General features: G+C 72.3%; 7 protein-coding genes. 3 read left to right on the top strand and 4 right to left on the bottom strand.

Annotated features, from left to right (window positions below; genetic code table 11):
* Nucleotides 1–528 precede the first annotated feature (528 nt).
* Nucleotides 529–6,096, bottom strand: coding sequence for a pullulanase-type alpha-1,6-glucosidase (gene pulA / locus ACIRRH_RS01935; protein WP_403060310.1), 5,568 nt, complete (start codon nt 6,094–6,096; stop codon nt 529–531).
* Nucleotides 6,097–6,413: 317 nt separating this feature from the next.
* Between pulA and ACIRRH_RS01930 the strand changes: the two genes are divergently transcribed.
* Nucleotides 6,414–7,382, top strand: coding sequence for a phosphatase PAP2 family protein (locus tag ACIRRH_RS01930; protein WP_403060307.1), 969 nt, complete (start codon nt 6,414–6,416; stop codon nt 7,380–7,382).
* 92 nt (nt 7,383–7,474) lie between these two features.
* Here ACIRRH_RS01930 and ACIRRH_RS01925 read toward each other — a convergent pair whose 3' ends face one another.
* Entirely contained in the window at nt 7,475–10,501 is a 3,027-nt protein-coding gene (locus tag ACIRRH_RS01925) for a bifunctional [glutamine synthetase] adenylyltransferase/[glutamine synthetase]-adenylyl-L-tyrosine phosphorylase (protein WP_403060304.1), read from the bottom strand.
* 253 nt (nt 10,502–10,754) lie between these two features.
* On the opposite strand from ACIRRH_RS01925, the gene ACIRRH_RS01920 reads away from it, so the two are divergent.
* Nucleotides 10,755–11,501: a class E sortase gene (locus tag ACIRRH_RS01920; protein WP_403060302.1), complete on the top strand. Its 747-nt coding sequence runs from the start codon at nt 10,755–10,757 to the stop codon at nt 11,499–11,501.
* Between the two features lie 116 nt (nt 11,502–11,617).
* On the opposite strand, the gene ACIRRH_RS01915 is transcribed toward ACIRRH_RS01920, so the two are convergent.
* On the bottom strand, nt 11,618–12,817 hold the full coding sequence (locus ACIRRH_RS01915; protein WP_403060300.1) for a hypothetical protein: 1,200 nt from the start codon (nt 12,815–12,817) through the stop codon (nt 11,618–11,620).
* 153 nt (nt 12,818–12,970) lie between these two features.
* Nucleotides 12,971–14,332: a type I glutamate--ammonia ligase gene (gene glnA, locus ACIRRH_RS01910; RefSeq protein WP_224280893.1), complete on the bottom strand. Its 1,362-nt coding sequence runs from the start codon at nt 14,330–14,332 to the stop codon at nt 12,971–12,973.
* 175 nt (nt 14,333–14,507) lie between these two features.
* On the opposite strand from glnA, the gene ACIRRH_RS01905 reads away from it, so the two are divergent.
* Complete coding sequence (locus ACIRRH_RS01905) at nt 14,508–16,289, top strand: NAD+ synthase (protein ID WP_403060297.1); 1,782 nt, start codon at nt 14,508–14,510, stop codon at nt 16,287–16,289.

Raw genomic sequence — 16,289 nt, 5'->3', positions numbered from 1 at the left:
CTGGGTCGCGCACGGTGGAGAGAAAACCTGGGCCGCGGGGTCGCGGCGCAGTGGGGGCCCCCGCCGGGTACGACGGGAGTGCGGATGCGGTGCTCACAACTCGTTTGCAGGGTCGGGACGCGCTGCACCTGAACTGGAACAGCTGCACCGGGGGGTGGGGCCCCCTCGACTACAGCCGGGGGAATCGTGGCAGCAACCGAGCCTTTAATGACAGATGCATGCCACGGATTGGCCGATTCATTACCGAAACCGTATGCAGGCCGGTCCGTCAGTTGTGTTACCCCACGACGAACTCGTGAACACGGTTTTCATACCCCGGGCAAAGTTCGATCACTATCGGCGGTCGATGACCAGCACTCAGAACCCCGGCGGGCACCGGCGGGTGGCCGGCAGCGCCCGGTGGACCCGGCACGTCACAGTTCCGGCCGTGCCACCAGAGGTTTCCGGCCAATGTGCGTCCGGAACGGAACCGGGCCCCGCACCACCTGAACAGTGGTACGGGGCCCGGGAGTTGTCGTGGTGTACGAATCAGTGTTGGACGAACACCGCCACGGTGCGGCCCGGCACGGTGAAGGTGCCGGTCGCGGCGTCGAAGCCGGACCGCTGCACCACCCGGTCCGTCCCGCCGGCCTGGACGGGGTGCAGCGCCTGGCCGGTGCCCGCCAGCGCCGGCACGGTCTGCGCCTGCGCCGTGGGCGTGGCGTTGAAGACCACCGTGACGCCCTTCTCCGCCCCCGGCAGCCCGGTGCCGTCCAGGTGCAGGGTGAGCACCCCGGGCGTCTCGCCGGCGGTGCCGGAGAGCGGGTAGGAGAGCCGCTGCTGGACGGCGGCCAGGGTGGGCAGCGAGAACAGCGGCGAGGACTGCTTGATCCGCAGGAACTCCTGGTACTGCGCCGAGGCCGCCCGGATGTCGGCCGCCCCCACCGTCAGCCTCGGGTCGGCCAGCAGGGACCGGGCAGCCGCCCACTGCTCCTGGTTGTCCTTCGCCATCGGCAGGCCGCGGCCCCAGCCGTTGCCGTCCGCCGCCCCCGTCGAGGGGTCGGGCCAGTGGATCGCGTTGAACCAGTCCCCCGAGTCGTAGGAGTTGGAGTCGAGCGACTTGGAACGCAGCAGGTCGCTGCCGGCCTGGGCGAAGCCCGCGCCCTGGGTGAGCGCGGTGAGCGAGAGCCCGAACGCCTGCATCCGGGCCCGGTCGGCGGGCGCGGTGCCGGCCGGCAGCTTGTACGCGAGCGCGTCGAAGAGGTCGGTGTTGTCGTGGGCGTCCACGTACTCCACCGCCTCACCGGGCTTGGCCGCGTACCCGGTCGGGGCGCCGTTGTAGTCGACCTGGGCGCCGGTGACGGACTTTCCGGAGCTGTCGGTGAAGGAGTAGCCCGCCAGGTTGCCGGTCAGCCCGACCTTCAGCTGGTCCATCTGGTGCAGCAGCCGGGCCTTCTGCTCCTCCGGGGTGCCGTTCGCGGCCGAGCCGTTCGGGTCGGTGTACAGACCCGACGCGAAGCCCTGCTGCTGGGCGGAGTTCAGCATGAAGTTGCCGCCGCGGGCGGCGTCCCGGAGCCGGTCGTCGAAGGTGGCGATGCCGGTGCCGGCCATGTTCTGCTGGGTGGCCTGCTCGAAGCGGGCGTCGTTGGCGACGACGCCGAAGTTCCAGCCCTCGCCGTACAGGAAGACGTTCCTGCCGTCCACGCCGTCCGAGTCCGGCGTCATCTTCCGCAGCGCGGCCTGCACGTCCAGCATGGTGGACTTCGGGTCCAGGCCCATCAGGTCGAAGCGGAAGCCGTCCACCTTGTACTCGCGGGCCCACAGCGTCACCGAGTCGACCACCAGCCGGTTCATCATGGCGTGCTCGGGCGCGGTGTCGGAGCAGCAACTGTCCGTCGTCACCTTGCCGTTGGCGTCCAGCCGCTGGTAGTAGCCGGGCACCACCCGGTCCAGCACCGAGTGCTCGGCCTGGCCACTGGCGGCGGTGTGGTTGTACACCACGTCCAGCACCACCCGCAGCCCGGCCGCGTGCATCGCCTGCACCATCTGCCGGAACTGCACGGTGCGGGCCACGCCTCCCCCAGCCTCCGGCCGGGAGGTACCCCCAGGGTCGGTGGCAGCGGCATAGGAGCCCTCCGGCACGTTGTAGTGCAGCGGGTCGTAGCCCCAGTTGTACGCGTCGTCGGCGGCCACGGCCGCCACGCACTCCTGCTGCTTCGGGCCGTCCGGCGGAAGGGACTTGAGGTCGCAGGCCGGCAGCTTCTGGTCCGCCCGGTTCTCCCGGATGGTGGCGATGTCGAAGGTCGGCAGCAGGTGCACCGTGGTCACCCCGGCCTTGGCGAGCTCCCGAAGGTGCTGCATCCCGGCCGAGTTCGACTCGGTGAACGCGAGGTAGGTGCCGCGCTCGGCCGCCGGGACGGTGGGGTCCTCGACCGAGAAGTCCCGGACGTGCAGCTCCTGGATCTGCTGCTGCGCGGGCGGGACGGCCGGCGGGCGGGCGTGGTCGTCCCAGCCCGCGGGCTTGAGCGCCTTGGCGTCGAGGTCGGCGACCAGACTGCGCCCGGAGTCGGTGGAGAGCGCCACCGAGTACGGGTCGGTGACGGTGTTGACCACCAGCTGCTGCGTCGAGGGCGCCCAGACCTTCACCTGGTACAGGTAGTACTTGCCGTCCAACTCGCGCTTGTCACGGACGACTTCCCACACCCCGGTCTCGTCGTCCAGCTTCAGCGGCAGCGTCTTCGGGGTGCCCCCGGTGGCGCTGTCGAAGACCTGGACGGAGACCTCCTGCGCGGTCGGCGCCCACAGCGACAGCGCCACCTTGCCGCTGTAGTAGGCCGGTCCGAAGTCCACCTTGCCGGTCCGCCCGGCGTACAGGTCGTCCAGCACGCCCGGGATCTGCACCCCGGTGGCGGCCGGCACGGCGCCGCTGGGCAGGTGTTCGGTGAACAGCAGCTGGCTGCGCAGCGCGGCCGGGACGCGGGCGGCGTCCCGGGTGTCCACGGTGAAGGCCCGGTAGCCCGCCAGGTGCGGGTACTTGGCCTTCTGCGCGTCGGTCAGCCCGCCCTTGACCGGGGTGAGCCGCAGCCACTTGCCGGGCTTGGTCAGCGTGCCCCGGTCCGCCCGGATGCCGCCCTCGGGGTCGTACACCAGCTGGGCGCTGGTACCGCCGGCCAGGGCGTCGTCGCCCGCGCCGAAGTTCGCCGGGACGACGACGGTCCTGGCGTCGATCCACTGGGCCTTGGCGCCGGTGAGGTCGATCTGCGAGGAGGCGGCCGGGTTCTGCGGCAGCAGGTAGCCCTCGCGGCCGCCGAGGATCCAGACCTCCTTGCCGTTGACGGCGAAGTCCAGCGACTGGTCGGCGGGCAGGTCCTTGTCGTTGCCCTTGTGCAGGATGTAGCTGAGGCTGGTCGCCCCGGGGGCCAGCGGCACCTCGAAGACGGCACCGAAGGCGTCGCGGCGCGCGGGCAGCAGCGGCTTGCCCCAGTCCGTCGGGGTGGCCGCGCCGGTCCAGTCGTGCAGGCCCCAGCCGTCGTAGTCGCCGTCGGCCCGGTTGTAGTGGATGACGGCGGTGTTCGCGGGCTGGCTGTTCGCCGGCCCGGGGTTGGCGGTGCGCACGGCCGGGTCGCCCTGCTTGAGCCACACCTCACCGGTGCTGCCGACGTCGAGGTGCCGGTCGGCGTCGACGTCCTTGACGCCGTCCTTCTCGACGACGAACCCGACGTCCGAGGCACCGGGCTTGAGCCGCACGTACGCGAAGGCGCCGTACGCGTCCCGCCCGGTGAAGGCGTGCCCGGCCGGCCACTGGGTGGCCTCGCCGTCGGCGAGGTCGCCCCAGGCGTAGAGGTTCCAGCCGTCGTAGTCGCCGTCCGGCCGGTTGTAGTGGACGACGGCGTACGGGCGCGAGCCGGCGGTGGGCGCCGGCTTGGGCGCGGGGGTGCCGGTGGTGAAGCTCGCGGTGGCGGAGCGCAGGTGACCGCTGGAGTCCTGCACGACGGCCTTGTAGCGGACCACCGTGCCGGGGGCGACGGCGGCCAGGTCCTGGGTGACGGCGTACTTCCCGGTGTCGGCCGTGCCCAGCGTCTGCCAGGGCCCGTTGCCGATCTGGGCGGCGAAGCTCACCCGGTTGAAGCCGCCGCCCGTCGTGGCGCCGACCGTGACCAGCCCGGTCGAGCCGTCCGCCGGCGGCTGCACCGAGAGCTGCGGCGCGGCACCGACGGCCGCGAGCCTGCCGCCCGCCTTGAACACCACGGAGGAGAGCGCCGGCACGGTGACCGTCACCTTGCGGTCGCCGCCGCTGGTGATCCGCTCCCCCGCGGACGGGTAGATCCGGTCGAAGCCCATCCCCGCCGAGAAGGTGTCCAGGGTGACGGTCTTCGCCTCGGTGGCGTTGTTGACCGCGACCAGGTACTCGACCTGCTGCCCGGCGTCGATCCGGGAGAAGGCGTACACGCCCGCGCCGTCGGCGGCGTAGCGCTCGATCTGGGCGCCGTCGGCCAGTGCCGGGTTGTCCCGGCGCAGCCTGGCCAGCCCGGCGATGCCCTGGTAGAGCTCGCCGCCCTGCCCGTACCGGTCGGCCGGGCCGGAGGGGCCGCCGAGCACCCGGTCGCCGTTGTACGAGGCGGTCTTGGAGGCGAACAGGTCCTGCCGGGCGTCCTTGTCGCCGCCCGCGCCGGTGAAGCCCTGCTCGTCGCCGTAGTAGACGACGGGCTGCCCGCGGGTGAGGAACTGCAGCTCGTTGCCGAGCCGGTCCTTCCTCAGCAGGGTCGCGTCGTCGGCGCCCGGGTTGTCGGCGAGCAGGAAGGAGCCGAAGCGGCCCATGTCGTGGTTGCCGAGGAAGGTCGGCAGCTCGTACGCGTCGGTGTCGGCGCTGGTGTAGCGGTAGTCCTGGGCGTAGACGTCGGCGAGGTTGCGCGCCGAGCCGCCCTGCGAGACGTAGGAGCGGGCCGCGCCCTGGAACGGGAAGTCCAGGGTGGCCTGGAGCCTGCCCTTCGTGACGTACGGCGAGGTGACCGCCGGGTCCCCGGAGTAGACCTCGCCGAACATGAAGAACTTCCGGTTGCCCTGCTTGGCGGCGAAGTCCTTGAGCGCGGGCGCCCACTGCTGCCAGAACGCCATGTCGACGTGCTTGACGGTGTCGATCCGGAAGCCGTCCACGCCGGCGTCCCTGACCCACTGCTGGTAGACCTTCTCGAAGCCCTTCACCACCTTGGGGTTCTGGGTGTCGAGGTCGTCCAAGCCGCTGAAGTCGCCCTCGGTGGCGGACTCGCCGACGAAGGTCGAGTCGCCCCGGTTGTGGTACAGCGCCGGGTCGTTGAGCCAGGACGGGGTCTTGGCTCCGGCGTCGGCCGGGCTGCGGAAGACCGGGGTGTAGGGGAAGGAGTCCTTGGTGATCTTCGGCCAGGGGGCGCCCGCGTCGGCGACGGCGGTCTCGTCCACCGGGTTCCCGTCCGCGTCGAGGGTCGGGTAGGCGCCGGTGGAACGGTAGCCGTACTGCTTCTCGGCGTAGTCGACGACGTCGGCGGTGTGGTTGGTGATGACGTCGAAGAAGACCTTGATGCCGCGGGCGTGTGCCTTGGCTATCAGCTCCTTGAGCTGTTCGTTGGTGCCGAAGTGCGGGTCGACCTGGGTGAAGTCGGTGATCCAGTAGCCGTGGTAGCCGGCCGAGGCGTCGGCCCCGCTGCCCTGCACCGGCTTGTTCTTGAAGATCGGGGCCATCCAGATCGCGGTGGTGCCGAGGTTCTGGACGTAGTCGAGCCGCTGTATCAGTCCGGCCAGGTCGCCGCCGTGGTAGAAGCCCTTGTCGGCGGGGTCGAAGCCGTTCTCCAGCCGCCCGCCCGTGATGCCCCCGGTGTCGTTGGCGGCGTCGCCGTTGGCGAAGCGGTCGGGCAGGACGAAGTAGAACTGCTCGCGGGTGAGGTCGTGCCGCCCGGCGGTGGCCGCCAGCGCGGCGTCCGAGGGCGGGGCCGGCGGGGCGGCGGCAAGGGCCGCGGGGGCGCTGCCGAGGGTGGCGGCGGTCAGTGCGGCGGCCAGCAGGACGGCCGTGCGGCCTGGCGGTCTGCGGCGGCCGGTACTTCGTCGGGCAGTGCTCCGTCGGGGGCGGAGCGGGACATCGGCCACTGAGGGCTCCCTTAGGGGAAGGGGCGATCGATTTCCCAGGAAGCTAGCGGCCTGCAATATGTTTCAGCAAGATGCAGAAACCGTTTCGTGCCGGGAAATTCCAGGTGGGCGACCGTCTCCGACCACCCCGATTACTCCTCTGGAGCGACGGGCGTGACAATGGGACCCATGTCCGTCCCACCGGTACGCACCGAACCCCAGAGCACCCCCTACCCCGGTGGGAGCCGGCCCGTAGCCCTCAAGGGGGACGGCCGGTGAAGAATCCACTGCCAGAGGATGAGCAGCCGGCTACGAGTGGTCTGGCAGACTTGCCGTCCATGGGGGAACCGACCGAGATCCAGCGAGGCGACGCCGGGCGCGCCGACGCGGCCAGTGGTAGCGGTTCCGAAGCAGTGAAGGCCCTCCCCGGCCGCCTGCCCGACGGAACCACCCGCGCCGCCCAGTCCCGTACCGCCGCGCTGCGCGAGCGCATCAGCGCCCAGCGCCGATCGCCGGCCCGGCCGCGGATCTGGTTCGAGCTGGCACTGATCGGGATCAGCTACTGGATCTACTCGATCGTGCGCAACGCGGTTCCCGAACAGGAAGCGATAGCCCAGAAGCACGCACGCTGGATCTGGGACCTGGAGCAGCACCTCGGCATCGCCGTCGAGCACTCGATCAACCACGCCGTGGACAGCGTCGGGTGGCTCATCACGGGCATGAACTACTACTACGCCACCCTGCACTTCGTCGTCACGATCGGCGTGCTGGTCTGGCTCTACCGCCGCCACCCCGGCCGCTACGTCGCGGCCCGCTCGGTGCTGTTCGTGACCACCGGGATCGCCCTGGTCGGCTTCTACTTCTTCCCGCTGGCCCCGCCCCGGCTGATGACCGACGGCGGCTTCATCGACACCGTGAAGGCCCACGGCACCTGGGGCTCGATGGCCTCCGGCCCCGCCGCGCACGTCTCCAACCAGTACGCGGCGATGCCCTCGATGCACATCGGCTGGTCGATGTGGTGCGGTCTGGCGATCTTCTTCCTGGCCCGCCGGAAGTGGGTCAAGGCGCTCGGCCTGATGTACCCGGCCGCCACCCTGGTGGTCATCGTCTCCACCGCCAACCACTTCTGGATGGACGCCGTCGGCGGCGAGCTCTGCCTGGCGCTGGGTTTCCTCACCGCCCGCTGGCTGTACCACGAGTGGGTCTACAAGCTGCCCAGGGTGCCCGCCCGGGAGACGGTGGCCGAGCAGCCGATCACCGTCCCGGAGCAGTGGAGCGAGCCCGCGGTCAGCACCGTTCGCCGCTAGCCTGCCGACCTCCCGAAGGGGCCCCGACCGGGGCCCCTTTCGCGTACCCGCCGGAGCCGTGGACCGACCCGGTCAGTCGGATCCGTGCCCGGTCAGTCGGATCCGTAGAACAGCCGGACCACCACCGCCCGGGCCCGCCGGGTGATCCGCCGGTAGTCGTCCAGCAGCTCGCCGCTGTGCCCCGAGCCGTATCCGAGGTAGCGGGCCACCCCGGCCAGCTCCCGGGCCTCCCCCGGGAAGCTGTCCCCGGGCCGCCCGCGCACCAGCATCACCGCCGCCCGCACCCGGGAGGCCAGCACCCAGGCCGTGTCCAGCACCTCGGCGTCCTCCGGCTCGACCAGCCCGGCCTCGACGGCGGCCGCCAGGGCCGCCCTGGTCCGGGTGGTGCGCAGGGCCGGCACGCCGTGCCCGTACTGGAGCTGGAGCAGCTGAACCGTCCACTCGACGTCCGCCAGCCCACCCCGGCCGATCTTCGTGTGGGTGGTCGGGTCGGCCCCGCGCGGCAGCCGTTCGGCCTCGATCCGCGCCTTGATCCGGCGGATCTCCACCAGGTCCCGCTCCGGCACCCCGGTGCCCGGGTAGCGCAGCGGGTCGATCAGCCGCCGGAACCGCGTGCCCAGCTCCTCGTCCCCGGCCACCGGCTCGGCCCGCAGCAGCGCCTGGCTCTCCCAGGCGTGCGACCAGCGCCGGTAGTAGGCCGCGTACGAGGCGAGGGTGCGCACCAGCGGGCCGCTGCGGCCCTCCGGTCGCAGGTCGGCGTCGACCAGCAGCGGCGGCTCCGTGGAGGGCGCGCCCAACTGGGTGCGCAGCTCGTGGCAGACCGCCTGGGCGGCCCGGGCGGCCTCCTCCTCCAGCGAGCCGAGCAGCGGCTCGTGGACGAAGAGCACGTCCGCGTCCGAGCCGTAGCCCAGCTCGTGGCCGCCGAACCGGCCCATCGCGATCACCGCGATCCGGGTCGGCAGGTCCCCGTGCTCGGCCTCCCACCCGGCGACGCAGGCGCGCAGCGCGCCGCCCAGGGTGGCGGCGTTGAGCGCGGTGAGCGCCTCCCCCGCGGTGTCCAGCGCCTCGGCCGGGTCCTCCCCGAGCCGCCCGAGCACGTCCGCGGCGGCGGTACGGAACAGCTCCCGGCGGCGCACCGAGCGGGCGGAGGCCACCGCGGCGGCGGTGGACCCGGCCCGGCCGACGGCGGCCCGGATCTCCCCCTCCAGGGCGGCCCGGCCACGCGGTTCCAGACCCTGCGGATCCCCCAGCATGGCCACCGCCTCGGGGGCGCGCAGCAGCAGGTCGGGGGCGAGCCGGCCGGCCGACAGCACCCTGGCCAGCTGTTCGGCGGCGGCGCTCTCGTCCCGCAGCAGCCGCAGGTACCAGGGGGTGCGGCCGAGCGCGTCGGAGACCTGGCGGAAGTTGAGCAGCCCGGCGTCCGGGTCGGCGGACTCGGCGAACCAGCCGAGCAGCACCGGCAGCAGGGTGCGCTGGATCGCGGCCTTGCGGCTCACCCCGGAGGCGAGCGCGCTGATGTGCCGCAGCGCGGCCGCCGGGTCCGCGTAGCCCAGCGCCTCCAGCCGGGCCCGGGCCGCCTCCGGGGTCAGCCCGGTGGCGCCCGGCGGCAGTTCGGCGACGGCGTCGAGCAGCGGCCGGTAGAACAGCTTCTCGTGCAGCCGCCGGACCTCCACCGCGTGCCGCTTCCACTCGCGGTGCAGCGCGGCCACCGGGTCTGCGCGGGTGTCGTCGTTGATCAGCGCCGCCAGCGAGCGGGCCAGCCGGCGCAGGTCCTCGGCCCCGGTGGGCATCAGGTGGGTGCGGCGCAGCCGGTACAGCTGGATGCGGTGCTCCAGCGAGCGCAGGAAGCGGTACGCGGCGTCCAACGAGGCGGCGTCCGCCCGGCCCACGTACCCGCCCCGGGAGAGCGCGGCCAGCGCCTCCAGGGTGTTGCCGCTGCGCAGCGCCGGGTCGGTGCGGCCGTGCACCAGCTGGAGCAGCTGCACGGAGAACTCGACGTCGCGCAGGCCGCCCGGGCCGAGCTTGAGCTGGCGGTCCAGCTCGGTGACCGGGATGGAGTCGACCACCCGGCGGCGCATCTGCTGCACGTCGGCGACGAACTTCTCCCGGGCGGCGGCCTGCCAGACCATCGGGGCGAGCGCCTCGACGTACGCGGTGCCGAGCTCCGCGTCCCCGGCGACCGGGCGGGCCTTGAGGAGCGCCTGGAACTCCCAGGTCTTGGCCCAGCGCTGGTAGTAGGCGAGGTGGCTGGCCAGGGTGCGCACCAGCGGGCCGTTGCGGCCCTCGGGGCGCAGGTTGGCGTCCACCGGCCAGATGGTGCCCTCGCCGGTGGTGTCCGCGCACAGCCGGGTGAGGGCGGCGGCCAGCCGGGTCGCGGCCTTGAGCGCCTCCTGCTCGCCCACGCCCTCGCGCGGCTCGGCGACGAACACCACGTCCACGTCCGAGACGTAGTTGAGTTCGCGGCCGCCGCACTTGCCCATGCCGATCACCGCGAGCCGACAGGCCGCGGCGGCCTCCGGGTCGTGCTCGGCGGCGAGGTCCAGGGCGGTCTGGAGGGTGGCGCCGGCCAGGTCGGCGAGTTCGGCGGCGGTCTGCGCGAGGTCGGTGGTGCCGGTGAGGTCGCGGGCCGCGATGGCGAGCAGGCAGCGGCGGTAGGCGACCCGCAGCGCGTCCGCCGGGCCGCGGTCGCCGGTGCGCACGCCCTCGGTGAGGGCGCGGCGGAAGTCCTCCGGGCCGGGGTGCATGTCGCGCAGTTCGAAGGTGACCAGCACGTGCCAGTCGTGCGGGTGCCGGGCCAGGTGGTCACCGAGCGCGGTGGAGACGCCGAGCACCCCGAGCAGCCGGTCGCGCAGCGGCTTGGAGGTGGTGAGGGTGTCGCGCAGGGTGTGCCGGTCGGCCGCGTCGGCGGCCTCCAGCAGCCGGGCCAGGCCGAGCAGCGCGAGGTCGGGGTCGGCGGTGGCGCCGAGCGCGTCCAGCAGCAGGGGGTCGTCGGCCAGGCCCTCCAGCCCGGGGCCCTCCAACAGCCGCACCGCCCGCGCCGGGTCGGTGAACCCGCGCCGGACCAGCCGGTTCTCCGGCCGGCTGACCCGGCTCCCGGCCCGCTGCTCCTCCATCGCCATCGGCCCCTCCATCCGTCCGCCCCAGCAGGTTACGCGCCCCTGGGGCCCGCCGCCGGGTAACCAAACGAGCCCGCCCGGTCACCGGCCGGCCGGGCGCAGAGGCCGGGCGACGACGTGGCGTGTCGGCTTGCCCGCCGGCGCACGGGCGCGGTGGAGTACGCGCATGACCAGCCAGGACGCCCCCGGTGGCGGCTCCCCTGCCAGGTGCCGCCCTGCTCCGATCCGCCCCCGCCGCCATCCGAAGGGACGACCGGTGGCGCCCGAGCATCCGGCCGAGGAGCGAACCCCGCGCCGCCGCCCCCTCCGGGTCGCGGCCGGCGTGTTCGGCGACCTGCTGTTCACCGTCGGTGTGCTGCTGGCCCTGCTGGTCGTCTACTCGCTGTGGTGGACGAACCTCACGGCCGACCGGCACGCGGACCGCTCCGCCGAGCGGCTGCGCCAGGCCTGGTCGGCGGCGGCCCCGACGGTCTCACCGACCGGCGCCGCGAGCACCGCCGCGCCGCCGCCGTACGACGCGGGCGGCGGCATCGGCTTCCTCCACGTGCCGGCCCTGGGCGCCGGCTACCAGGTGCTGGTCAAGGTCGGTGCCGACGAGGACACCCTCGCGGACGGGGTCGTCGGCGTCTACACGGCGCCGTACCCGTCGGCCATGCCCTGGGACGCGCAGGGCAACTTCGCCCTCGCCGCCCACCGCGACGGGCACGGCGCGAAGTTCCACGACCTGGACCGGCTGAAGCCGGGCGACCCTCTGGTCGTGGAGACCCGCGACCGCTGGTACGTCTACCGGGTCGACGCCACGCTGCCGGAGACCTCCAAGTACGACACCGGTGTCATCGCCCCGGTGCCCACCGGCTCTCCGTACACCGAGCCGGGCCGCTACATCACCCTGACGACCTGCACACCGGTCTACACCTCGCTGTACCGGATGGCCGTCTGGGGCAGTCTGGTCCGGGAAGAGCCGATGGACCCGGGCCGCACGCCGCTCGCCGAGCTGCGCTGAGCCGGTCCGGCGAACACACGACCGACGGGCGGTGCGCCGTGCGCGCACCGCCCGTCGGTCACTGAATGTTCCGGCCACCGCCGGCGCTCACCCGGCGCCCTGCGGGCCGGGCCCGGTCATGCGGAGCGTCGGCTGATCCGCATGGCCATCGCGCCCGCCGCGAGGAACGCCGCCGAGAAACCGAGCAGGGCCGGCGACGCCCCGCTCCCCGTCTCGGCCAGCTCCCCGTGGTGCCGGACCTTCTGCTCCTCGTGGCCGCCCTGGTGGCCCTTGTGCTCCTCGTGACCGCCCTGGTGGCCCTTGTGGCCCTTGTGCTCCTCGTGGCCGCCCTTGTGCTCCTCGTGGCCGCCCTTGTGCTCTTCGTGGCCGCCCTTGTGCTCTTCGTGGCCGCCCTTGTGCTCCTCGTGGCCACCCTTGTGCCCCTGGTGGACCGGCTTGTGCGGCTCCTGCTCCATCACGCTGAACTTGGCCTTGTTCACGTTGGTGACGTTGTTCTCCGCGTTGCTGGCGGCGCTGTTGTTCGCGCTGTTGTCGTTGTTGACGGTGTTCTCCACGAGGACCGTCACGTTGACCTGCTGGTCCTGGGTTTGCTGGCCGTTCTGGGCCTGGTCCTGGCTCTGGGCCTGCTCCTGGGCTTGGGCCTGGTCCTGGGCCTGGGCCTGGGCCTGGTTCTCGGGCTTGTTCTCGGGCTTCTCGGGCTTGTGCTCGGGCTTGTGCTCGGGCTTGTGCTCGGGCTTGTCCGACTGGCCACCGTGGCCCTCGTGGCTCTCATGCCCCTCGTGCCCACCATGGTCGCCGGGGGGGCAGGGGCATTCGGGGGCGTGGTGGTCCTTGTGGCAGTGCTTGCCGGTGCGGGACGACAGTTCGTCCAGTCCGCCCAGTTCCTTGAGGAACCCGAGCTTCGACGGCCGGGCCGCGGGCCGACCGCGCTCGGAGTCGTCCTCGCCCGGCTGACCCGCCGTCTCGTCCTTCTCGGTTCCTTGCTCGGCCGGCTGAGCCGCCGCGCCCGGCTCGGCGGCGACGGCCGCCTCGGTGCCGGCGCCCACCTCGGCGGGGTCGTCCGCCCGGTGGGGCTGACGGGCCGCCAGCTTGGGTGCGAGGGCTTCATGATTGCCGAAGGTCCAGGCATGGGTGGCGTTGCTTGTGCCCTCCGCGGCACGGAGGAGCCCGTCGACCCAATTACCCCGGGCCTCCGCCGATTCGGCGGCTGCGCGGTGGTCGGCGGAGGGCGAGGCGTAGGCCACGGAGCCGGCACCCCACACGAGGGCGGCCGAGGTCAGTCCGGACAAGGCCAGGATGGTGATTCGAGTACGCATGACACTCCAGGATGATCCGCAAAACGGATCTTCTGAATACGCCTCTTCGTCACCCCGCCACGGCTCGCACCGCTGCAGAGTAACCGCATTGGCCCAACGGATTAACGTGCGCGGGGTACACCGCCCACACGGCCCACGCCAGTCGACAAGCCGTCAGAGCACCTGCAGATTCTTCCGCAGTTCGAACGGCGTCACCTCGGAGCGGTACTCCTCCCACTCCTGCCGCTTGTTGCGCAGGAAGAAGTCGAAGACGTGCTCGCCGAGGGTCTCGGCGACGAGTTCGCTGCGCTGCATCAGGTCGATGGCCTCGCCGAGGTTCTGCGGCATCGGCTGGATGCCGAGGGCCCGGCGCTCGGAGTCGGACAGCGCCCACACGTCGTCGTCGGCGCCGGGCGGGAGCTCGTAGCCCTCCTCGATGCCCTTCAGGCCGGCCGCGAGGGTGACGGCGTAGGCGAGGTACGGGTTGCAGCCGGTGTCCAGGGAGCGGACCTCGATCCGGGTGGAGCCCTGCTTGCCCGGCTTGTACATCGGCACCCGGATCAGCGCCGAGCGGTTGTTGTGGCCCCAGCAGATGTAGGACGGCGCCTCGCCGCCGGCCCCCGCGGTGCGCTGGGAGCCGCCCCAGATCCGCTTGTAGGAGTTCACCCACTGGTTGGTGACGGCGGCGGTCTCGGCGGCGTGCTTCAGCAGGCCGGCGATGAAGGACCGGCCGACCTTGGACAGCTGGTACTCGGCGCCGGACTCGTGGAAGGCGTTGCGGTCGCCCTCGAACAGCGAGACGTGGGTGTGCATGCCACTGCCGGGGTGCTCGGAGAACGGCTTGGGCATGAAGCTCGCGTGTACGCCCTGCTCCAGCGCGACCTCCTTCATGACCAGCCGGAAGGTCATGATGTTGTCGGCGGTGGACAGCGCGTCGGCGTAGCGCAGGTCGATCTCCTGCTGGCCGGGGGCGCCCTCGTGGTGCGAGAACTCGACCGAGATGCCCATCGACTCCAGCATGGTGATCGCCTGGCGGCGGAAGTCGTGGCCCACCCCGCGCGGGGTGTGGTCGAAGTAGCCGGACTGGTCGGCGGGGATGGGCGGGGTGCCGTCGCCGGGCAGGTTCTTCAGCAGGAAGAACTCGATCTCCGGGTGGGTGTAGAAGGTGAAGCCCTGCTCGGAGGCCTTCTCCAGGGTGCGCTTGAGCACGAACCGCGGGTCGGCGTAGGAGGGCGAGCCGTCCGGCATCAGGATGTCGCAGAACATCCGGGCGGTGCCCGGGGTCTCCGAGCGCCAGGGCAGGATCTGGAAGGTGGTCGGGTCCGGCTTGGCGATCATGTCGGACTCGTACACGCGGGCGAAGCCCTCGATCGCCGAGCCGTCGAAGCCGATGCCCTCCTCGAAGGCCTGCTCCAGCTCGGCCGGTGCCACCGCGACCGACTTCAGGAATCCGAGCACGTCGGTGAACCACAGCCGGACGAACCGGATGTCACGCTCTTCGAGCGTCCGAAGCACGAACTGCTGCTGCTTGCCCATGGGGACAGTCTCACCTCTGCTCTTTACGCTCGTGTTACGCCCCGGAGGCCCCGGAAAGACCTCGTGAAGCGGTTGCCCCCATCATGGCCGATCCGCACCGGTCGCCGCAGTGCCGACCCCCGCCGCCGGGGACCGCCCAGGACATTGCGTCAGTTAGACGATTAGACTCGGAGGCATGCCCACTCTCCGTCTCGCCCTGAGCCAGATCGACCCCTGGGTCGGTGACCTCGCCCGCAACAGCGATGAGGTGGTGCGCTGGACCAGGCAGGCCGTGGAGGCCGGCGCGCAGCTGGTGGCCTTCCCCGAGATGGCCCTCACCGGGTACCCGGTGGAGGACCTCGCCCTGCGCCGCTCCTTCGTCGAGGGCTCCCGCGGTGCACTGGTCGAGCTGGCCGGCCGGCTGGCGGCGGACGGGCTGGGCGAGGTCCCGGTGGTGGTCGGCTACCTCGGGCGCTCCGAGCACGCCTCGCCACGTTTCAACCGCCCGGCCGGCTCCCCGCAGAACTGCGCCGCGGTGCTGCACCGGGGCGAGGTGGTGACCCGCTTCGCCAAGCACCACCTGCCCAACTACGGCGTGTTCGACGAGTTCCGCTGGTTCGTCCCGGGCGACCAGCTGCCGGTGCTGCGGGTGCACGGGGTGGACGTCGCGCTGGCCATCTGCGAGGACATCTGGCAGGACGGCGGCCGGGTCACCGCCGCCCGCGAGATCGGCGCCGGGCTGCTGCTGGTGGTCAACGGCTCCCCGTACGAGCGGAACAAGGACGACCAGCGGCTGGAGCTGGTGCGGCGCCGGGCGGCAGAGGCGGGCTGCACCCTGGCGTACGTCAACATGGTCGGCGGCCAGGACGAGCTGGTCTTCGACGGCGACTCGATCGTGGTCGGCGCGGACGGCGAAGTCCTGGCCCGCTCCCCGCAGTTCGAGGAGCACCTGCTGGTGCTGGACCTGGACCTGCCGGCCGCCGGCCGCGACCACACCGACGGCCTGCTGCTGAGCGACGGGCTGCACCTGGTCCGCACCGAGCTGGACGGCGAGCCGCAGGCCGCGCCCGCCGTGGGGGCTCCTCCGGCCGAAGGCCGGAGGAGGCTCACCGCCGAGGTGGCGCCGCGGATCTCGGACGAGGCCGAGATCTGGGCCGCGCTGGTCTCCGGCACCCGGGCGTACGTGACCAAGAACGGCTTCGAGTCGGTGCTGATCGGCCTCTCCGGCGGCATCGACTCGGCGCTGGTGGCCGCGATCGCGGTGGACGCGGTCGGCGCGGAGAACGTGCACTGCGTCTCGATGCCCAGCCGCTACTCCTCCCAGCACTCCCGGGACGACGCGGCCGAGCTGGCCCGCCGCACCGGGCTGCGCTTGCGGACCGTCTCCATCGCCCCGATGTTCGACGCCTACCTGGGGGCCACCGAGCTGACCGGCCTCGCCGAGGAGAACCTCCAGTCCCGGCTGCGCGGCACCCTGCTGATGGCGATCTCCAACCAGGAGGGGCACATCGTGCTCGCGCCCGGCAACAAGAGCGAGCTGGCGGTCGGCTACTCGACCCTGTACGGCGACTCGGTCGGCGCCTACGGGCCCATCAAGGACGTCTACAAGTCGCTGGTCTTCCGGCTGGCCCGCTGGCGCAACGAGGAGGCCGAGCGGCTCGGCGAGGTGCCGCCGATCCCGGAGCACACCATCACCAAGCCGCCGTCCGCCGAGCTGCGGCCGGACCAGGTGGACACCGACTCGCTGCCCGACTACGACCTGCTGGACAGCGTGCTGGCCCGCTACATCGAGGACGACGAGGGCCGGGACGCGATCGTGGCGGCCGGCTTCGACCCGGCCGTGGTGGACCGGGTGGTCCGGCTGGTCGACACCGCCGAGTACAAGCGGCGCCAGTACCCGCCGGGCCCGAAGATCTCGGTCAAGAACTTCGGCCGGGACCGCCGCCTGCCGATCACCAACCGCTGGCGGCGCGGCTGA

It is taken from the genome of Kitasatospora sp. NPDC101235 (genome assembly GCF_044767505.1).
Classification (GTDB): domain Bacteria; phylum Actinomycetota; class Actinomycetes; order Streptomycetales; family Streptomycetaceae; genus Kitasatospora.
This window is presented reverse-complemented; position numbering and strand designations above follow the sequence as displayed.